Origin of the sequence: Acaryochloris sp. CCMEE 5410 (assembly GCF_000238775.2) — a bacterium.
Taxonomy (GTDB): Bacteria; Cyanobacteriota; Cyanobacteriia; order Thermosynechococcales; family Thermosynechococcaceae; genus Acaryochloris.
The window spans coordinates 3284900-3302845 of sequence record NZ_AFEJ02000001.1; the positions used below are offsets into that span (position 1 = coordinate 3284900).

At 47.8% G+C, this 17946-nt stretch carries 19 protein-coding genes, 1 tRNA gene and 4 pseudogenes; 11 read left to right on the forward strand and 13 right to left on the reverse strand.

All coding sequences use genetic code 11. The features are described from left to right. Positions 1–18: 18 nt before the first annotated feature. On the forward strand, positions 19–450 hold the full coding sequence (locus tag ON05_RS14985; RefSeq protein WP_262561799.1) for a hypothetical protein: 432 nt from the start codon (positions 19–21) through the stop codon (positions 448–450). Positions 451–762: 312 nt separating this feature from the next. After that, entirely contained in the window at positions 763–2037 is a 1275-nt protein-coding gene (locus ON05_RS14990) for a glycosyltransferase family 1 protein (RefSeq protein WP_010478777.1), read from the forward strand. Between the two features lie 160 nt (positions 2038–2197). On the opposite strand, the gene ON05_RS14995 is transcribed toward ON05_RS14990, so the two are convergent. From ON05_RS14995 to ON05_RS15010, 4 genes and pseudogenes are all read right to left on the reverse strand, one after another. Then, the gene (locus ON05_RS14995; RefSeq protein WP_010478779.1) at positions 2198–3151 is read right to left on the reverse strand and encodes a succinylglutamate desuccinylase/aspartoacylase family protein; all 954 of its coding nucleotides are present in this window, start codon (positions 3149–3151) and stop codon (positions 2198–2200) included. Between the two features lie 8 nt (positions 3152–3159). Then, positions 3160–4065, reverse strand: a complete 906-nt coding sequence (gene rimK / locus ON05_RS15000; protein WP_010478782.1) for a 30S ribosomal protein S6--L-glutamate ligase — start codon at positions 4063–4065, stop codon at positions 3160–3162. A gap of 15 nt (positions 4066–4080) precedes the next feature. Then, positions 4081–4521, reverse strand: coding sequence for an ATP-dependent zinc protease (locus ON05_RS15005; RefSeq protein ID WP_010478784.1), 441 nt, complete (start codon positions 4519–4521; stop codon positions 4081–4083). Between the two features lie 77 nt (positions 4522–4598). Further along, positions 4599–4727: pseudogene (locus tag ON05_RS15010) on the reverse strand (response regulator transcription factor); the annotation flags it as partial. A 65-nt stretch (positions 4728–4792) separates the two neighbouring features. Between ON05_RS15010 and ON05_RS15015 the strand changes: the two are divergent. Together ON05_RS15015 and ON05_RS15020 are read left to right on the forward strand one after the other, a co-directional pair. Next, a pseudogene (locus ON05_RS15015) lies at positions 4793–5880 on the forward strand (ISKra4-like element ISAcas2 family transposase). 343 nt (positions 5881–6223) lie between these two features. After that, positions 6224–7252: pseudogene (locus ON05_RS15020) on the forward strand (transposase). Here ON05_RS15020 and ON05_RS38550 read toward each other — a convergent pair. From ON05_RS38550 to ON05_RS15035, 4 genes are all read right to left on the reverse strand, one after another. Beyond that, positions 7195–7476, reverse strand: coding sequence for a response regulator (locus ON05_RS38550; RefSeq protein WP_396149365.1), 282 nt, complete (start codon positions 7474–7476; stop codon positions 7195–7197). The pseudogene ON05_RS15020 and the gene ON05_RS38550 overlap by 58 nt on opposite strands. A 127-nt stretch (positions 7477–7603) precedes the next feature. Further along, on the reverse strand, positions 7604–7750 hold the full coding sequence (locus ON05_RS15025) for a hypothetical protein (protein WP_262561801.1): 147 nt from the start codon (positions 7748–7750) through the stop codon (positions 7604–7606). A 6-nt stretch (positions 7751–7756) separates the two neighbouring features. Further along, complete coding sequence (locus ON05_RS15030) at positions 7757–8143, reverse strand: transposase (RefSeq protein ID WP_262561803.1); 387 nt, start codon at positions 8141–8143, stop codon at positions 7757–7759. 13 nt (positions 8144–8156) lie between these two features. Beyond that, the gene (locus ON05_RS15035; protein WP_010482719.1) at positions 8157–8660 is read right to left on the reverse strand and encodes a winged helix-turn-helix domain-containing protein; all 504 of its coding nucleotides are present in this window, start codon (positions 8658–8660) and stop codon (positions 8157–8159) included. Positions 8661–8785: 125 nt separating this feature from the next. Between ON05_RS15035 and ON05_RS15040 the strand changes: the two genes are divergently transcribed. The 5 genes from ON05_RS15040 to ON05_RS15060 all read left to right on the forward strand — a co-directional run bounded on the left by ON05_RS15040 (position 8786) and on the right by ON05_RS15060 (position 12646). Next, positions 8786–9778 (forward strand): mechanosensitive ion channel, encoded by a 993-nt coding sequence (locus ON05_RS15040; RefSeq protein WP_050857464.1) that lies wholly within the window; start codon positions 8786–8788, stop codon positions 9776–9778. 81 nt (positions 9779–9859) lie between these two features. Continuing rightward, on the forward strand, positions 9860–10105 hold the full coding sequence (locus ON05_RS15045) for a hypothetical protein (RefSeq protein WP_050857463.1): 246 nt from the start codon (positions 9860–9862) through the stop codon (positions 10103–10105). Between the two features lie 254 nt (positions 10106–10359). Then, entirely contained in the window at positions 10360–11160 is an 801-nt protein-coding gene (locus tag ON05_RS15050; protein ID WP_010473301.1) for an alpha/beta hydrolase, read from the forward strand. A gap of 165 nt (positions 11161–11325) precedes the next feature. Then, the gene (locus tag ON05_RS15055; protein ID WP_236618953.1) at positions 11326–11922 is read left to right on the forward strand and encodes an alpha/beta hydrolase; all 597 of its coding nucleotides are present in this window, start codon (positions 11326–11328) and stop codon (positions 11920–11922) included. Between the two features lie 205 nt (positions 11923–12127). Next, complete coding sequence (locus ON05_RS15060) at positions 12128–12646, forward strand: tetratricopeptide repeat protein (RefSeq protein ID WP_010473299.1); 519 nt, start codon at positions 12128–12130, stop codon at positions 12644–12646. A gap of 30 nt (positions 12647–12676) precedes the next feature. Here ON05_RS15060 and ON05_RS15065 read toward each other — a convergent pair whose 3' ends face one another. The 5 genes and pseudogenes from ON05_RS15065 to ON05_RS15085 all read right to left on the reverse strand — a co-directional run bounded on the left by ON05_RS15065 (position 12677) and on the right by ON05_RS15085 (position 14565). After that, positions 12677–13015 carry a hypothetical protein gene (locus tag ON05_RS15065; RefSeq protein ID WP_262561807.1) on the reverse strand — a complete coding sequence of 113 codons (339 nt, stop codon included), beginning with the start codon at positions 13013–13015 and terminating at the stop codon, positions 12677–12679. Between the two features lie 281 nt (positions 13016–13296). Continuing rightward, positions 13297–13434: a hypothetical protein gene (locus tag ON05_RS15070; protein ID WP_175307213.1), complete on the reverse strand. Its 138-nt coding sequence runs from the start codon at positions 13432–13434 to the stop codon at positions 13297–13299. 5 nt (positions 13435–13439) lie between these two features. Next, positions 13440–14046 (reverse strand): annotated as a pseudogene (locus ON05_RS15075) (Uma2 family endonuclease). 86 nt (positions 14047–14132) lie between these two features. Then, the gene (locus ON05_RS15080; protein WP_010473296.1) at positions 14133–14270 is read right to left on the reverse strand and encodes a hypothetical protein; all 138 of its coding nucleotides are present in this window, start codon (positions 14268–14270) and stop codon (positions 14133–14135) included. A gap of 222 nt (positions 14271–14492) precedes the next feature. Beyond that, positions 14493–14565: transfer RNA gene (locus ON05_RS15085), tRNA-Thr, on the reverse strand. A gap of 203 nt (positions 14566–14768) precedes the next feature. Here ON05_RS15085 and ON05_RS15090 point away from each other — a divergent pair. Further along, positions 14769–16082, forward strand: coding sequence for an SWIM zinc finger domain-containing protein (locus ON05_RS15090; RefSeq protein ID WP_010473295.1), 1314 nt, complete (start codon positions 14769–14771; stop codon positions 16080–16082). Between the two features lie 6 nt (positions 16083–16088). Next, positions 16089–17648: a DUF5691 domain-containing protein gene (locus ON05_RS15095; protein WP_262561810.1), complete on the forward strand. Its 1560-nt coding sequence runs from the start codon at positions 16089–16091 to the stop codon at positions 17646–17648. The last annotated feature ends 298 nt before the right edge of the window (positions 17649–17946 follow it).

The following is a 17946-nucleotide window of genomic DNA, read 5'->3' on the forward strand; positions in this document are numbered from 1 at the left end:
TAAGTTCTCGAAGACGAGATGACTACAACATTGTTTGTCAATAGATATTCTACCAAAATCGAGGAAAAAACTATGGTCTCAACGCAAACTTTGCCCTTCCCTAATTGGACTCTGGGAGAGACAGTGAAATGCTTTTTTATCTGGATTTTTACACTTACCGTTTGTTCGTTAGTGGTAGGTTTTCCCGTAGTAGCACTCGTTTTTATTAGCGGTACGTTGCTAGCATTGAGTTTACAGATTGTGTTGCCCATGAGTGCCATTGCACTAGTTGCAGGATGCATTCTGGCTGTAAACATGATCCTCTTAATGATCACAGCACTATCGCTTACAGCTTGGGGTATACACCCACATCAGGCACCTGGTTTACTCTGGCTCAATCCAAATACAAAACCACAGACTCCTGTTCTTTTTGCTGCTTGTCCTTTAACCTGCGACAGCGAAATAGCTTGAAAAGCAACGTTTAAATAGTCGGGAACATATCATCTTTATAGACACATGTATTTCAGGCCTAGTTCTTGATGCCTAACAAAAAATTAGCAAACACCTAAAGAACAAGTATCAATGCCAAAAAAACAAGATGATATGCTCTCTGAAAATCCTATTTAAGGATGCGTTTCAAAACATCCAAAACACATCAATTAGCGATCACAACCATCAACTCTTTTTGTCATTTTCAGCAAAGCTTAGATTACCTCTCATTAATTAATAGCAATTGAGACTGGGATAAATAATAGTTCTTTTTTAACAGAAAAAAATTAAATTATGGTTTTTGAAAATAGAGGTAGCGTTGCCTTAATCTCTGTTCATGGAGATCCTGCCGTTGAATTTGGCTGCGAAGAAGCTGGTGGCCAAAACGTCTATGTTCGACGAGTTGGTGAGGAGCTTGCAGATCGAGGATGGACGGTCGATATGTTTACCCGTCAATCAAGTCCTGATCAACCAGAGATCGTAGAACATCAGCCAGGTTGTCGGACGATTCGCCTGACTGCCGGACCCAAAGCATTTATCAATCGAAATCAATTATTTGGGTATTTACCGGAATTTTTGACCGCCTTCCGTCAGTATCAAGCCGATAACAGCATCATCTATCCCTTAGTTCATACTAATTATTGGTTGTCTGCCTGGATCGGATTGCAATTAAAGCAGTCTCAGGTAACCCGACTAGTACATAACAATCATTCTTTGGGAGCTGTAAAATACCAATCCAGCAAGACCATTCCGTTGATCGCTAGAACCCGACTGGAGATTGAGAAAAAATGTGTAGAAACTTCTGACTGTATAATCGCTACAAGTCCGCAAGAAGTAGAGCATATAAGGTCGTTAGTATCCACCAACGGTAACATTGAAATCATTCCCTGCGGAACAGACACTCAGCGGTTTCAAGCCACCGACCAACAATCAGCTCGACAGAAGTTAGAGATTTCTCAAGCGTCCCACCTCATTTTGTATGTGGGTCGATTTGATCCCCGAAAAGGTATTGAAACCTTAGTTAGAGCAGTTGCAAATCCCCAAGTTCAGCGCCATCAAAATGTGAATCTGATGATTGTGGGGGGAAGTCGTTCGGAGCGTAAAGATAATCAAGAAAAAAATAGAATTGAAGCCATTGTCAAACAGCTAGGTTTGCAAGACCGAGTGACCTTTGCAGGTCAAATTAGCCATGAATTCTTACCTGATTACTATGCTGCTTCAGATATTTGCGTCGTACCTAGCCTTTATGAACCTTTTGGGCTAGTACCCATTGAGGCGATGGCTTGTGGTACTCCAGTCATTGCCAGTGCAGTTGGAGGACTGAAATATACAGTCATTGATGGAGAAACCGGGCTTTTAGTACCGCCCCAACAAGATGAAAAATTAGCCTCAGCAATTGACCACCTCATATCCAATCCTGCGAGGCGGCAAACTATGGGCAGAGCGGGACATCAGCGAGTTCTGGCTCACTTTAGTTGGAAGGGGGTAGCGAATCAACTCGACCAACTATACACCACTCAGCTCAACCATCTCTACCGAGAGTTTTTCCCAGAAAATTCCGCAAGCTAAAAGGGCATTTCTCAGGTAAATCTGAAGGTTCAGAAAAACACTGTTTAAACCCTGTTTAGAATTTTCAAAACTCGAGGCTTTTGTCTTGAATCAACCCACTGTTTTATTTTGCTTGGAGAGCATTGAATTGACACAGTGGGTCAATTCCTTATCGGAGATTTTAAGGAATGGCTATATGAACAATGCCATCCCCTTGGTTAACTAGAGGGTTTTGAGTATATCCAATGATGATGCCTCCACAGGGAGCCTGAATCCTGCGATTTGTATCTCCAAAAGCATCGGCGATGTAACCCAGTTTTTGACGTTGGATGACTGTTTGCCCCAGTTCAATTTGTAGATGCAAGATGCCACTACGAGACGCTCTGACCCATTTTGTACTTCTGTACATTTGAGTGGTTGGAGTGTTAGAGGTTGGGGTTGTTAGAGGCAACATCTCTAAGGCTGCCATCACCTGCAATACACCGTTAACACCAATAGCAATCGCCTCTGAATCAAATCGCAAGGCTTCTCCTGCCTCATAGAGCAAGACAGAAATCCCTTGTTTTGCAGCCGCTTGCCGAAGAGATCCGTCACGGGTTGTGGCATGAATCATAGCTGGGGCAGCAAATGCTTGGGCACATCGATAAGTTTCGGAGTTATCCAGATTAGCCCGAATTTGGGGTAAATTGACGCGGTGATGGGAGGCCGTATGGAGGTCAATGCCATAACTACAGTGACTGACCACTTCTTTCATAAACAGATGAGCTAAACGTGCAGCCAAAGACCCTCGGACTGATCCAGGAAAGGAACGATTCAGATCACGTCGGTCTGGGAGATAGCGAGATTGTTCAATAAAGCCAAAAAGATTAACGATAGGGACTGCGATTAATACACCTCTGAGTGATTTTGGCTTGACCTGTTCCAGTACCTGACGAATGATTTCCACCCCATTCAGTTCATCCCCGTGAATAGCTGCGCTTAGCCACAAGGTTGGACCTTCACTTTGGCCGTTAACCACATGAATAGGGAGCGACAGCATGGTCTGTGTAGGTAGGCAAGCAACGGGTAGTTCGATATGCTGTTCAGTACCAGGAGCAACCGTAGTGCCTCCAATCGTAATCGGCGTCATATCCATTCAATACCCTAATACTTGATGCGATCGCGGTTCTTACCCGGCCCAGCATTCTTCTCTAAAAATTCAATGATTTTACCCGCAACATCCACGCCCGTTGCTGATTCAATTCCCTCCAAGCCGGGAGTAGAATTGACTTCCATCACCACAGGACCATGATTGGAGCGTAACAAATCCACCCCCGCAACCCGCAACCCCATCGCTTTAGCTGCCCTTACAGCAGTACTCCGCTCCTCAGGAGTCAGCTTAATCTTGGAGGCGTTACCCCCTCGATGAATGTTCGAGCGGAACTCACCGGGAGCCCCCTGACGCTTCATAGACGCCACGATCCGATCTCCAATGACGAAACAACGGATATCCATGCCCCCCGCTTCTTTGATAAATTCTTGAACCAGGATATTGGCATCGAGTCCCCGAAACGCTTCAATCACAGATTTTGCAGCCTGATAGGTTTCTGTAAGGACTACACCAATCCCCTGAGTCCCTTCCAGGAGCTTAATCACTAGGGGTGCTCCACCCACACTCTTAATCAACCCATCAATATCTTTGGAAGAGTGGGCAAATCCCGTTACAGGAAGGCCAATTCCTTTCTGAGACAAAATTTGCAGGCAGCGGAGCTTATCACGGGACCGTGAAATCGCTTGGGACTCATTAGCTGAAAATACTCCCATCACCTCAAATTGGCGGACAACAGCCGTCCCATAAAAGGTTTTAGAAGCACCGATACGAGGAATAATCGCATCGTATCCTTCTAGGGCTTCCTCCTGGTAAATCACTTTGGGTTTATGAGCCGTGATATTCATGTAACAGCGTAGATAGTCAATCACATGCATCTCATGCCCTCGCTCAGTACCCGCTTCATTCAACCGCTGAGTTGAATAGAGAGATTTTTGCCGGGAGAGAATTGCAATTTTCATAATTTCAATAACAGATTAGGGAGCGATGGCTTTACTTTGAAGATAGGAATTACCTGCATCAATCATGAAGCGTTGGCGCAGTGCCTCCCGACCCAGTAGCATTCTAAATCCCATAGCACTTCGATTCGTGAGGGTCATTTCTATCGCCCATTGGTGGGGACCAAGTTCAATCTTCGTTTGAATAACAGGACGCAACTCAGTATGCCCGCCTGAATCTCGGATCTGGCGCTCCTCTAGCAGTTCAGCCTCAGCCGTCAAGGTGGTGAGTTCATCTTTTTGGTTCGGGTGAACCTTAAACCGTACCATGGCTTTTCCTTGGTGCTGAAATCGTTCAACATCAAAGGCATGGAGGGCAGAAGTACGTGCCCCAGTATCAATTTTGGCTTTGACATGGGTGATACTTAAATCGGGGAACGATACCCATTCGCGCCAGCCAATAATTGGTAAGTTAGGCAAAGATAAAGGGCCTCATTAGTAACGCCCTTTATCTTACGATGCATTCTTCGCATCTTGAAACGAACAAGAGAGCGCCGTTATTTAACTAAACCAGATCTCAGGGCACGAACCGCAGCTTCCGTCCGATCGCTCGCACAAAGCTTACTCAAAATATTGCGGACGTGGGTTTTTACCGTACCCATACTCAAAAATAGAGACTCAGAAATAGGGAGCGTGTCACTTCTTTGAGAGGAAAATGATAATTGATCTTAGATGATCCCTCTTATTGACTATGACACCAGAAGAAGAACAAGAATTCAATGCTTGCGTCACACGCATTTCAGAACTGCTGTATCAAGACTCCCAATCCCAGTCTCTGCCCATGAAGACTTTGGCAGAGATTGAATGCACCGTTCGGACTCAACTGCAAACTCATGTGTCGCCTCAAATGGGTCTTTTTTATCGACCAAGTTAGCCCGCCAGATGTCGGAGAATATCGACGGACCTTAAAAAGCATTCTGGGCAAACTCAACCTCACTCGGACCCAAGCAACAGCCCTCAAGGTCAAGCCCAACAGTCAGTTAAGCCCCTACTTAGAGATGTGCGCCCTGCGTATTAGTGCCAATGTTTCCTATGCCCATGCATCAGAGGATCTAGCAGTTTTAACGGGTATCACAGTCAGCTCCAAAACGCAGCAGCGTCTCGTTCATCGTCAAACCTTCAGTCCACCCTCTTTGACGCAAGGAGTCACTCAGCTCAGCTTAGATGGGGGCAATATTCGGTTGATTACTCCAAAAGGGGAACCCTGCCACTGGCGTGGTTATAAAGCAGTTCGCATCAATGGCGATAGGGTTGGCTTGGCCTACTATCAAGACCATACTTCCCTCTGCCTGGCGGTGAACCGCTTCAGATTTGCTGCAAGGGTTTACTGTCTTGGGATGGTCATGTTGGGATTTGGAAGCTTTACCGACAGATGAGACTGCCAACTCAACAGGAGCAGATCCTAGACTGGTTCCACTTGATGGAGAATTTACATAAAGTCGGTGGGTCACTCAAACGGCTGCAGCAAGCTGAAACCTTTTGTGGAGAGGGAAGATTGATGAGGCCATCGATTTGTTCTGTGGTTTGAGCAAACCTCAGGCTAAACGGTTCTGTCAGTATTTGCGAGACCACCGAGAGCGGATTCCCAACTATGGTTACTATCAAGCTGAGGGAATACCCATTGGCTCTGGTGCCGTTGAGTCGCTTGTTAAGCAAATTGACCGAAGGACAAAGATTTCAGGTGCGCAATGGCAAGAAAAACATATCCCCAAAGTCCTAGCTCATCGCTGTGCCTATCTCAATCGACAACTTGACTCTATTTTTCTCCTGAAAAAGTGACACGCTCCCTCAGAAATATCAGCGTTACTGTATCCGCCAACGATGAGTCCTAAGACCTCTAATTCTTGTTCCGTTAACGGAGATGTTTGCAGCACGTCCGCGGCATCGGGTTCAAGGCCCTGAATTGACACCTTGTCACCGGCAGGCTTTTCAGAAGCAGACAGCGAGCCATTGCGGATCTGCTCCAAAACAATACTGGCAACCGTTGGGTCAATCCAAGAATGGTTTTCCGCTGTAGTTCTTACCGCTTCAATCAACTGATCAATATCCGTCAGGACTTACGCATTGACACGGGTTTTATTTTGTGGGTTGAAAGATAAAGGCCGTTAATGTTCTCCCTCTGTTGCGAATACCCAGCAAGCCTTCAACTGCTCAGTGCACCCAAGACCTTTATGTCCGCTATCTCCTAGCTCAACCCCAAGGAGATGGATGCAGCCATATGGCAGAAATCCTCAAAGATGTTTCTCACGACAGCATCAACCGCTTTTTGCTTCGAGAACGCTATGAGCCCAAAGATCTATTTGATTTACTTGCAGACAATGAATGGATTGAGCTGACCGGAGGCGTTTTGAGTGCTGATGATACTGTTCTTGAGAAACTCTACAGCAACCCCAAGAAAATGGACCTGTTGGGATATTACTGGAGTAGCAAACATAGCAAACCGATTTGGGAATCCCCTTAATCACCCTGTACTACACCAGTCCCAATGGCTTGAGAGTCCCCATTAACTATCGTATTTATGACAAACAGGAGGGCAAAACCAAGAATCAATATCTCCAGGAAATGCTCCAAGAGGTTTTAGCTTGGGGGCTTCGACCGACGACCTTCACCAGCGATGCTTGGTATGCATCCAAGGCCAATCTCAATTTACTCAAAGACGTGCAATTGGGATTCCTGGTTGGTGTTGCCAAAAATCGACAGGTGCGATTGGGCCAGAGCCAGTATCAACGCGTGGATACCCTTGTCATCCCTGAACAAGGATTACATGTTTACCTCAAAGGGGTGGGCATCGTGAAGGTTTTTGCCAGCGATTCAAAACGAATCGTGTCGCTATTACCTTCTGTATGCGCCAGACCCGAAGGAGCTTGCTATTGCAGGTAAAGCTGAGTTTGAGCATTTACACACACTCCACTGGGGCATTGAATGCTTTCATCGTGCAGGCAAACAATTGTGTGGACTTCAGCGGTTTCGTGTGCGTTTAACTGAGACTGTTCATACCCATGTGTTTTGTGCGCTGAGGGCTTTTGTAGAGCTGGAATTACAAGTTTGGCATCAACAGATAGACAACTGGTATGCCCTACAACGCAAGTTATATCAAGAGGTTGCTCGACAATTCATTCTTGAACAACCACTGCTGGGATGGCTCTCTTGAACATTGGGGGTAATTTCTGTCAATGCGTTAGTCCTGTCCGTATCTTTCACGCAGTAGGAGTCTGTCCCCGCTGCAAACGCAGCCAGAACTTCTGTCGCATGATGGTGCATCGTTAAGATCAAAATCTTCGTATTTTGGGGGTTTGTCTGGGTGCTTGACTTCTTAAACCGCTGCACTAGTTCAATACCATCCATATCTGGCAAGCCTAAATCGACAATAGCCACATCAGGCAGTTGATCCTATAACAGCCGCAATCCCTCCGTTGCCGTCGCGGCTTCACCTACAATCTCAATATCTGCTTGCTCTTCTAATACCAAATCTGACTCATTAACCCCCGAAATATCTCATCTGTCAAGCTGGCCACCAATGGTACTGCGTTAGAGCTTTAATGTCCGATTGCATGGTCATTAAAGTTCGACAGCGCTGCTCGAGAACATCTTCGAGGTCATCCAGGGTCTCAAACACCGATTGGCCAGTGGTTCGTCCGCTAGCCGCCACAACCGTTCAGCGGCTGTAGCTCTGGAGAATAGGGGGTAAAACCTTCAGATGAATGCCAGGTGGCACCACCCGATTCTTACAGGTATGCCATCCGGCTCCATCCAGAACGAGAAGAATCTGTTTGTGCTTTCCCGCTCCAACTTGCTGAGCAAAGCTTTGTAGGGCTTGATTAAACCATTCTCCATTGACCCGAGGCAGAATGAACCATTCGGTATCGCCAGTTGCGGGATGAACGAATCCGTACAGATAAGTCCATTCATAGCGATGGTCCACCTCAGCAATTGGACGCTGACCCACAGGCGCCCAAATCTTTCGAATAATGGGTTTAAGGCCTAAACGATGTTCATCCAAGGACCAAACTTCGACCTGAGCATTAGGGTAGCGTCGCTCCAATTCTGCTTTGTACTCAGGCAGTTTTTTTAAAAGCGGCTTGGGCCTCTGGTTCACCTTTACGGTGGTGAGGACGTGGGCATTGCAGGGACTGCTCCAATCGCTTGAGATAGTCCCAACCGCGTTGGGGCCAAACCTTATCGACTCCTGTCATCTGAGCGATGACCTGGGCTACTTTGGGGCCGTTCCATAGACCACCGTCGGCGGGTGGGGTTTGTAGACGAGTCAACAATTGTGCACATTGGTCTTGAGTCAGAAGACTGCGAGATTGATGAGGTCGCTTATCTTTGCGTCGGTTGCGTAACCCATGGGCGCCATTGTGGTTATACTCCCTGACGATTTCTCGAGCGTAATCGTAGTTGAGACCGACCACTTGGGCTGCTTGAGTTAGCGTTGTTTGCTCACTGACGAGCCACAGCAGATGCCAGCGGCGCGATTCTACTGGGTCTTGGCTGGCTCGATAATGAGACTTCAGCTCGTCAGGCGAAAAATGAGGTTCTAGATACAGTTTTCTTGGCATTCTTTAATTATGCATTATATCGGGCCTATATGAATCGGATTTGGTATTAGATCAGGTGGTGGGCTTTTTCCCTCGCTTAGGCGGAGCCCTGATCTTATCTCCTAGTGGCCTAGGGGATTGCCACCGTGGCTAAATTAATCACCACTCGGGGACTCAGAGCCTTCAACCTCGATAATCAACTCCAACAGCAAGCGGGGTTGGAGATGGAGGCCGATACGATTTCTATAAGTGCCACCCTCGGTAACGTGGTCTATTGGTTCACGTTTCTCTTGTTTTTGCCAGCCATCTTGGAGACGCTGCAACTGCAAGGGATGACTCAACCGATTGAGAAGCTACTGAACGATATCTTTGTTATCTTCCCCAATATTTTGGCAGCCCTCTTGATTGGAGGAGCCGGTTGGCTGCTGGCCCAAGTGATTCGGCGCGTGGTCACCAACTTGCTCGTCGCCATGGGCACGGATCAACTCAGTCAGCGTTTAGGACTGCCTCAAGCCTCACCCCACCAGTCTCTATCTCGCTTAATTGGGACGATTGTGTATGTTTTGGTGCTAATTCCCATCGCCATTGCGGCCCTGACGGCACTGAAAGTGGAGGCCATCTCCACCCCCGCAATTTCAGCTTTGACGGAGGTAATGACCACCCTGCCCCAAATCTTTACCGCTGGCTTTATCCTGGTAATTGCTTATTTTATCGGTCGCTTCCTCTCCGAATTAACCGGCCAGTTTTTAGCTGGGATTGGGTTTGACAATCTCTTACAGTGGCTAGGGATATCGGAACCCACCGATGCTCCCCCTGCCCCCTCTGACTCTGACGCCTCCCTTTCTGTATCGACTCCCCAACCCTCGGCAATAGCGGGCTTGATTGTCTGGGTAGCGGTGATGCTATTTGCGGCGGTTGCAGCGACGGATTTACTGGCCCTGCCCAGCTTAACCGTAATTGTTCAGGATTTTATCGTCTTGTTGGGGCGGGTTCTCGGTGGTTTAGCGGTGTGGATCGTGGGGGTCTATCTGGCGAATTGGTCCTACCGCTTAGCCTGGATTATTCATGACATTTTTCAGGAATCTCTGAAAGTCTTTCCTCATAGTGCTTTTGGCGATCTAAAGAGTGTAACGCTTTGATCTTTTTTAAGAATTTCTGAACTTCCTACCCATTAAGGGTTTGAGAAGATTTTTGTTGATCATCATGAATAATCCAGGTTAGTGGCAAGTTCCGGCAATCGGCAAGCTAAAATCCTGGGCCAAACAGCGAGAATTGCCATTTTAGCTTTAGTGTCGGCCATGTCCCTCCAACAAATGGGCATTGCCACCAATATTGTCAATCTGGCCTTTGGGCTGATCTTGGGTGCGATCGCAGTGGCCTTTGCTTTCGCCTTTGTTTTCTGCAGTCAGTCCCTCGTGGGTGAATTCATGCGAGATTGGCTGACATCGTTTCGCAATCCAACATGACCCCTCTGAATCCCCCCTCCCCAAATACCCATCCTGCTCTGTTAGCGGTAAAATCATCCCTATGGACGATACGCGACTCATCCATAGGAATGATTCAACATTGTAAAATTACGTCCACTTTGCCGATTTTAACTCACCAAAGACAAACCATAATAAGGATTGGCAATGGGAGCCGACCTATTGTTCCTCAGTGACGGACCTGTTCCACCTCAGCGTTTTCCCAAAAAATAGAATTGAACCGAAAGGAGTATTCCATGAAACGTTATCTTCAGACCTTTATCCCCTGGGGACTCGCGAGTGCGGTGGTCATGGTTGCCCCCCTATTTGGGACTGAGGCTCAAGCTGCTGAGAGCATCTTTGTGCGATATAAGGAGACAGAAGTTAAGGTGACTCGTGGAGAGCTAAATACCTTTACGGAGACTGGCAATATCCCTGCTTCGCTGCAAACCTTACTTAATACTGAAGCAGAACTCCCGGCTGCCGTTCGGACTATCCTATCTGACCAGATCACGGTTCCCACATTTCTCAAAAATTTCCTGGAAGGTTCCAACGGTGAATTTCTCCTCTTTAAGCTCGACCAAGTCATTTCCAGCACAGAGGGTAGAACAGAACGAGGCTTAAATGCCCTTAAAACAGCCGTCTTAAATTCCATCGAAGATGATCGGGTTTCATTTATCGAAATTATCGACAAACACCCTCAAAACACCATTCGAGTTGATATAACCAGCTTAGAAGGGACCTACAACGATGTCAGTGGTTTTGTTGAGCGGATCTTGCCAGCCTTAGAAGTCGCCAAAGGCGTGTTGTCAGACTTTATTTGTGATTGCAATACGGCTGAGGCCGCTCCCAAGAACGGTGCTCAGAAGGTCAACCATTCCCTCCATGCAGCGGAAAATTGTGAGGAAGAAGGGACCACGACGGCTAAAGGTGAGACCTCTCAACCTTCCCCGACCACAGGACAAAGCCTACCCTCCCCTGAAGATGCTACTCAACCATCGACAACGGCAACTTCACAAGCTGCGCAACCCCAGTTCACTTCTGCTCAAGGCCAATAGAAGCTTGGGGTGAGGTTCCAACTGAGACAGTAACCCATTCTTACTGGCACCCTAGCTGGTTGGTCTCACCCCTTTTCTCTTTAGTCGTAATGAATCATGATTTTATGGAGTTGTTCTATGGCCTTTTTCCCCTCAAGATTTCCAAAGACTGGAGGAGGTTGGGGTGTGCTTAAAGGGCTATCCTTAACCACCCTGACTTTGACCTCAGTGATAGGACTGAACTGGACCGCGCCAGCCCATGCGGCTGAGAAAGTTGTTTTCACCTTCAAACAGTTTGGTCAATCCCTCACCGTTGATGAATTAGAAACCTTTGCCCAAACGGGTAAAGCATCTTCCAAGCTCAAATTCTTTTTGAATGTGTCAGGACAGGACCCTGAAGCGGCCCGGAAGTTTATGACGAAGGAAGTCAAAGTCAAACTGCGCACTGCGGATCGTTTACTACATATTCTTCCCGGCGAGTATGCCCTCTTTCAGGCCGGTCAACTGTTTCATACCCCCAGCAAAAAAGCGAATTTACAAGCCTTTCGCTCAGCCATTATCCTGTCCCTCAGCGATGACAATCGAATCTCGTTCTTGGAATTCTTAAAGCGGTATCCAACCCAAGACTTGGTTGTGGATGGCTTTAAGCTCTCCAAAGTAGCGGGTACCATTGATGGTCTCATTGGTAGTGGCGAAGAAGCCGTAGAGGGTACGGGACCCCTTGCTGTGGCAAAAGATGTACTGAGCAGTTTTATCTGTGATTGCTCACCGGGAGCTAACTAGAGCGGACTTGACGAAAAAGTAAGAGGGAACTGGACTAAATCATCCGAAAGGACTAGTCCGCAAGGAGGATGAAGATCTTAGATCTTCATCCTCCTTGCTGATGGCGATTTTGAGCAGTCTTGATTGAATAAAAGTATGGGTAAAAACAGAGACTTGATGCGTTTTATCCAGCCCCACTTCACCTTACTTCAACCAGGATCCAGCCATGCTCCGCCAGCGTCTTCCCAAATCCCTGCTTGCCTCCATTGTGGTTAGTAGCCTTGCCTTGATCAGTATTCAATCCACTATCGCTCGTCCGAATAGTTACCCATCCAAGACCCATCCAACGGCAATCATTTTTTCTAAGGAGAACCAATCTCAAAAATATTTATTGGATGGGATTCAAAAGGCCCTATCTGGGGATTATCCAGGCGCGATTGAAGCCTACGATTTAGCACTCCAGTTCGCGCCTGCCAATGCTGAAGCTTACTACAACCGAGGCGTGGCTTATTTCTCAATCGGTCATTCTGATAATGCTCTACAGGATTTTGAGCGGGCGATCTCAATCACCCCTTCCATGGCTGAAGCCTATGGGAATCGCGGCACGATTCGCTTACAGATGGGGGAATATAAAAGCGCGCTCTCTGATTTTCAAACTGCCGCTGACTTATTTGAGCAGGAAGACGATCATATATCTGCTGAAGCCATGCGAAGTTTGATTCACCAAAATACTGCGCAGCCTTAAGCTTGAGCTTAACCTGTTTTAAAGTTCTCGTTACATCACCAACAAAGCAATCTTAACTGTCGCCTTGCTTTCCATTCGGATGGAATCATCACTCTGATTGTTCCCTTCGTTACCCCCTCGCACCTCAGCCCCTCGGGGGCCTGCTCCAGCAGTGCGCTGCGCGCGGCTACCAACAACAGCGCCGATAATAGGTACCACACAGCGGCTTTCTTGCAACCCCTCCGGTACTCCTGCTCTCCGCTTCGCTAAGTCGTGGATCTGCGATGGTCTTCGACCGGCCTTCGGCCATCGCATGACAATACCTGGCTCCGCTACGGTTAGTCCGTATCCTCGCAAGCGGTTGGGGGCTGATATCGATGTGCGCTGCACTTCTCCCTTGGGGAGCACCCCACACCCCCGACCCAACCCAATACTGTTCGGTTTAACATGAATGAGCTAGCAAATTATGGCCGAAACCCTCATGGCTTTGTCGCAAAAAAAGCAGCTTAATTTTTAACCAAACGGTATTGGGAACTGCCTAATCACAAATGTGAGAGTAAAAAGCGCTTCTGCGAGGTGTCCACGTTATTTCCGATAAAGTCTATTAGCACATCACGCAGCGTTGCTGAATAGAGCGGGCAGAGACAGACTCAGTCAGCGTCAATACCATCCTACATCTGGGAGAGAGGGATAGTTTGACCGGTGAGCACTTCGTGTAGCCCCTGCCGGAGACCTTCAATGATGACTGAGCTAGGTGTGTCATCAGGATCTGGCCTGTTGATGTCCGTAGTGGTTGCGAGCTCTTTCATGACTATCACGCTCGGGGTAAAACATCATCTAGACAAAGCTGCAGGTTGGGCAACAGGGGTGAGTGAATAACTTGCCCTAGACGGTATTGCTGCTGAGTATACTCTTCACCTGCAAGCTGACAAACCGTGAAGGTGGGTTGCTTTGGCTTACCGATGAAAGCCACGCCCTCTAGACCCCGATAATCGATAAGCCAATATTCAGGGATGCCAAGTAAGGCATATTCTTCAACTTTGAGGGCATAATCGTCTTGCCAGTTAGTGTTAATCACTTCCACCATCAGTTTGACTGTGCTGCCCTTGGTAATAATGGGTTCTCTTTGCCAGAGGGGTTCACGGTCTAGTTGGGCTTCATCTAGGACAATGACGTCGGGCCTAAGGGCTGTTGCTTCAGCAGCGGGTGGTTTAATCAAGCAGTTCTTGGGAATTAACCAATCCAAGTTGGCCTGGGCGATCGCCGTGAACAGGTGACCCGAAATTTTACCGGCAACTGCCTCGTGCGGGCCGGTGGGTTTCATATCACGCAGTTCTCCATCAATTAATTCATATCGAGGATTATCACCGTAAGCTGATAAATTCCTCAAATGTCAGCGTTTTAGGAGCAGTGTAGATCATAAAGGATCGCTCAGGTCAGATATTTTCTAGTATCTCCTCTTGCAGAGATTTTGGCTGGGCTATTACAACTCAATTTCCCATACCCATTAAAATCGCTTCCCACCCCAAATCACCCGGCCAATAATCTGAAACTCCTCCGTCAACTGAGATAAATTCACCTCAATTGGCTGATAGATGGGGTTATCAAGCAGATAGGTTTTGCGTTGGGCATTTATTAAAGACAAGCTGTAGACGGTTGTTGCTACTCCTAATCCTTACACTGCCAGTCTTTGACTTCTTTCGTTTGCATGCATACATGGAACTCAAAAATTAGTTCATTTGTTCTATATTTTATCTCAATCGCAGGTCCAACAAGGCCCAATAAGACCCAACGGCTTGATTAGAATCCGCTACAGATAAGCACTGAAAAGCCCTGTGCGACTTACACAGGGCTTAGTATAGAAGAAAGCTGGTGACAAGACTCGAACTTGCGACCGGCTGATTACAAATCAGCTGCTCTACCAACTGAGCTACACCAGCGTGCCTAGACATTATATAAGCGTTATAGCCAAAACGCCCATACACATCAAACTAGCTCATTTATGATAATTCAGATATTCCCCATTTTTCATAAATGGTGGCAAATTCTCTGTAGATTGTAGAGAAGCACCCATTAGGCAATTGCCATTGCTAAGTGCTTAGCAGGCCGCACAGCTGCCATAATCCCTGATTTTGCCTTGACCATGACGATGACTTGGACGGTTGAGCAAGTGATTGCTCTATCACCGGACGATAAATCCACCAAAAACGGTAAAAGTTTAGCCACTGCCAGTAAATGGCAGACTTTAGGCACCAATCAACAGGCCATTTGGGGTGAATGTCGCGGCAGTGGTAAGAAACCCTACCGAACCCAAATCGATCTGAGCGAACCAGCCTTTCGCTGTAGTTGCCCCAGTCGCAAGTTTCCCTGCAAACATTCCCTAGCCCTGTTCCTATTGCTTGTTAACCAAGTGGAATTATTTACCGCCGCCGATCCCCCCGACTGGGTTCAGGAATGGTTAGAGAAGCGATCGCAAACCGCATCCCGTAAGCAGGCCAAGGCCGCTACTGCCGACCCAGAGGCCCAATCCAAACGCATCGCCCAGCGGGAAGCCAAAATCCTGGCTGGTCTAGCCGATTTGGACCAGTGGCTCCAGGATTTAATGCGTCAGGGCTTAGCCACGGCCCAAATCCAACCCTATAGCTTTTGGGAACAGGCTGCTGCCCGCATGGTCGATGCCCAAGCGCCTAGTCTAGCCCGCCGCCTGCGAGAAATGGCCAGTATTCCCCACACGGGTGGCAATTGGCCATCTCGCCTATTGGCTGAATTAGGCAAGCTCTATTTACTCGTGCAAGGGTATCAGCGACTGGCCACTTTACCAGAAGATGCACAAGCGGAATTGCGATCGCAAATCGGTTGGACCCAAAAACAAGAGGATCTGCTCACTAGCCCCTCCGCGCTGGCAGTCAAGGATACCTGGTCAGTCCTGGGCAAACGGATCACCACCGAAGACAACTTAAATGTTCAGCGCGTCTGGCTATGGGGCATCACCCATCAACGCCCCGCCCTCATTCTGAGTTTTGGGTATCAAAATCAGCCCCTCGACACCAGTTTGAGACCAGGCACTCAAGTTTCAGCAGAGCTGGTTTTCTATCCAGGGCTCTATCCCCTACGAGCGTTAGTCAAAGCGCGACAGCCTGGCGTTGACCTTATCCCTCCACAGGGAGGTGCAGCCAATATTGCGGACGCCATCGCCCATTACGGAACGGCAATGGCGACCAATCCTTGGCTCGTGCAGTTTCCGTTGCTGTTAACCACCATTATCCCTCACCGGACGGATCAACAATGGCACATCGCTGATACCCATGGGCATCAACTGCCCCTCCAGTCAGGATTTGATCCATGGCCCCTGCTAGCCTTAAGTGGGGGTCATCCAGTGATACTCTTTGGAGAATGGAATGGCCACAGCCTTTTCCCCCTCAGCCTTTGGGCTGGCGACCGATTTATCTCTTGCTAGGAGTTCATGATGCCAACCCCTTGGGAAACATTAGTCGCCCATGCCTTAATCGGTACCGATCGCCAAACGCCACAGATACCAGCGGGGGAAGGGCAACTCAAAGCACTGCTCAGCCAAGTGCCGACAGAACCAGAATCCCTACTCTTACACGCTGCAGGGATTGTGGCCAGCTATCAACAGGCCGGACAAGGGGCATTCTCTCAGGACGGACCACTGCCCACTCGCTGTCCAAAAGAAACCTTATTCCCCTGCAGTGACCGTACCCATCAGCATCTACAAACCATTCTCAATGGTGAACACAAAGACGTCTTATGTGAACTCTTGGATCTGATGGCCCAAGCGCACCAATACGTTCCGGCAGAAACATTACCTGCCCTTTTAGATCAGGGACGTGGGCACACCTCGTTACGATCTCATATCCAAGCCGTCATCGGTAAACGGGGGCGCTGGTTAGCACAACATAACCCAGTATGGGCATATGCCACCGGTCAAACTTTGCCTTATACACAGGCTGGGGAAATCGACCAAGAGGCTGTGGAAAACTTGTGGAAAACTTCTGATTACGCCCTCCGAGTCAATCTGTTGAAAACTTTCAGAAGTCTTAAGCCTCAAGCTGCTCGGGAGATGTTAGCTACCACATGGAAGCAAGAAAAGGCCAACGATCGAGCAACATTTCTCGCCATTCTCAACAACCATCTCAGCTTAAAAGATGAACCCTTTCTAGAAGCAGCATTACACGATCGCGCCCAGGATGTCCGAACGGGTGCCCGTGATCTGCTAGCCCACTTACCCCAGTCACACTATTGTCAGCGCATGGCTGTCCAGGTACAAACCTATGTTCAGTTCGAGAACAATACTCTCTCTATTACCCTCCCTCAAGATGATGGCTCCTGGAAACATGAACGTTCTTACTCCCAATCCAGTCAGTTAGGACGGCGAGGGAGTCTGCTGATGCAAATCGTAGCAGCCGTTCCCTTAAAGGTTTGGCCAGAGGATGTAGATGGTCTGATCCAAACCGCCCAGACGCATCAACAGGGTGCTGCTTTATTACAGGGATGGACCATCGCAGCCCAGAGACAAGCCAATCCATCGTGGATCCAACGAATGATGGGCTATTGGCTCAGCAATCTTGCCGAGCAGCAAACCGATGACTCCATTGATTTTCTGATTAAACGATTGCCCGCTGAACAGATTGAGCCGCTATTTCTACAATGTCTAGCCGCATCTAGCTCTCCTGCGGAGAAAGCCCAAAAATGTATCAGATTGGCCCAGTGGGGGGCATTCCTCAGTCCCCATTTCAGTCAGGTTTGGTGGGAAACCCTTAAACCCAGCCTCAGCCCATTACTGGCACACACTTCAACTGCTTCACAGGCACGATCACAGTTTGCAACGTTGCGATCGCTGTTCGATACAGGGTCTCTCAATCTGCATCCCATCATTGCCGATAATGTCATTACTTACCTTAACCACTTGAATAGCGAGGCATTCTCGACCTATCAACAAAACAGCTTGATGCTATGGCGAAGTACCTTCGAATTCCGCAAAGCTATCTGGTCAGAATTTTAAAATTGCTCAGTATCTGGATCCGTTCAGACTCAGTACTTTTTACATTAGCTCTATAAAAACCTTTAGAATACAACCCTTAATCTACATTTATAGCTACGCTTAAACCTCGCTCCACCAAGACTCACGCGAAGCCAAGAAACCACGGCATGGCTTGAAAAATAGAGATTATGAGAGACTGACAGTCAACCCAATCATAATTTTCTTAAAAAAGCCCAAATCAAGTTTTTTAGATTGCTAAATTGGAGGCTAAATCAGCAGTCAGAACAACTCAGATTTATCTCTTTTCACAAGAAAATAG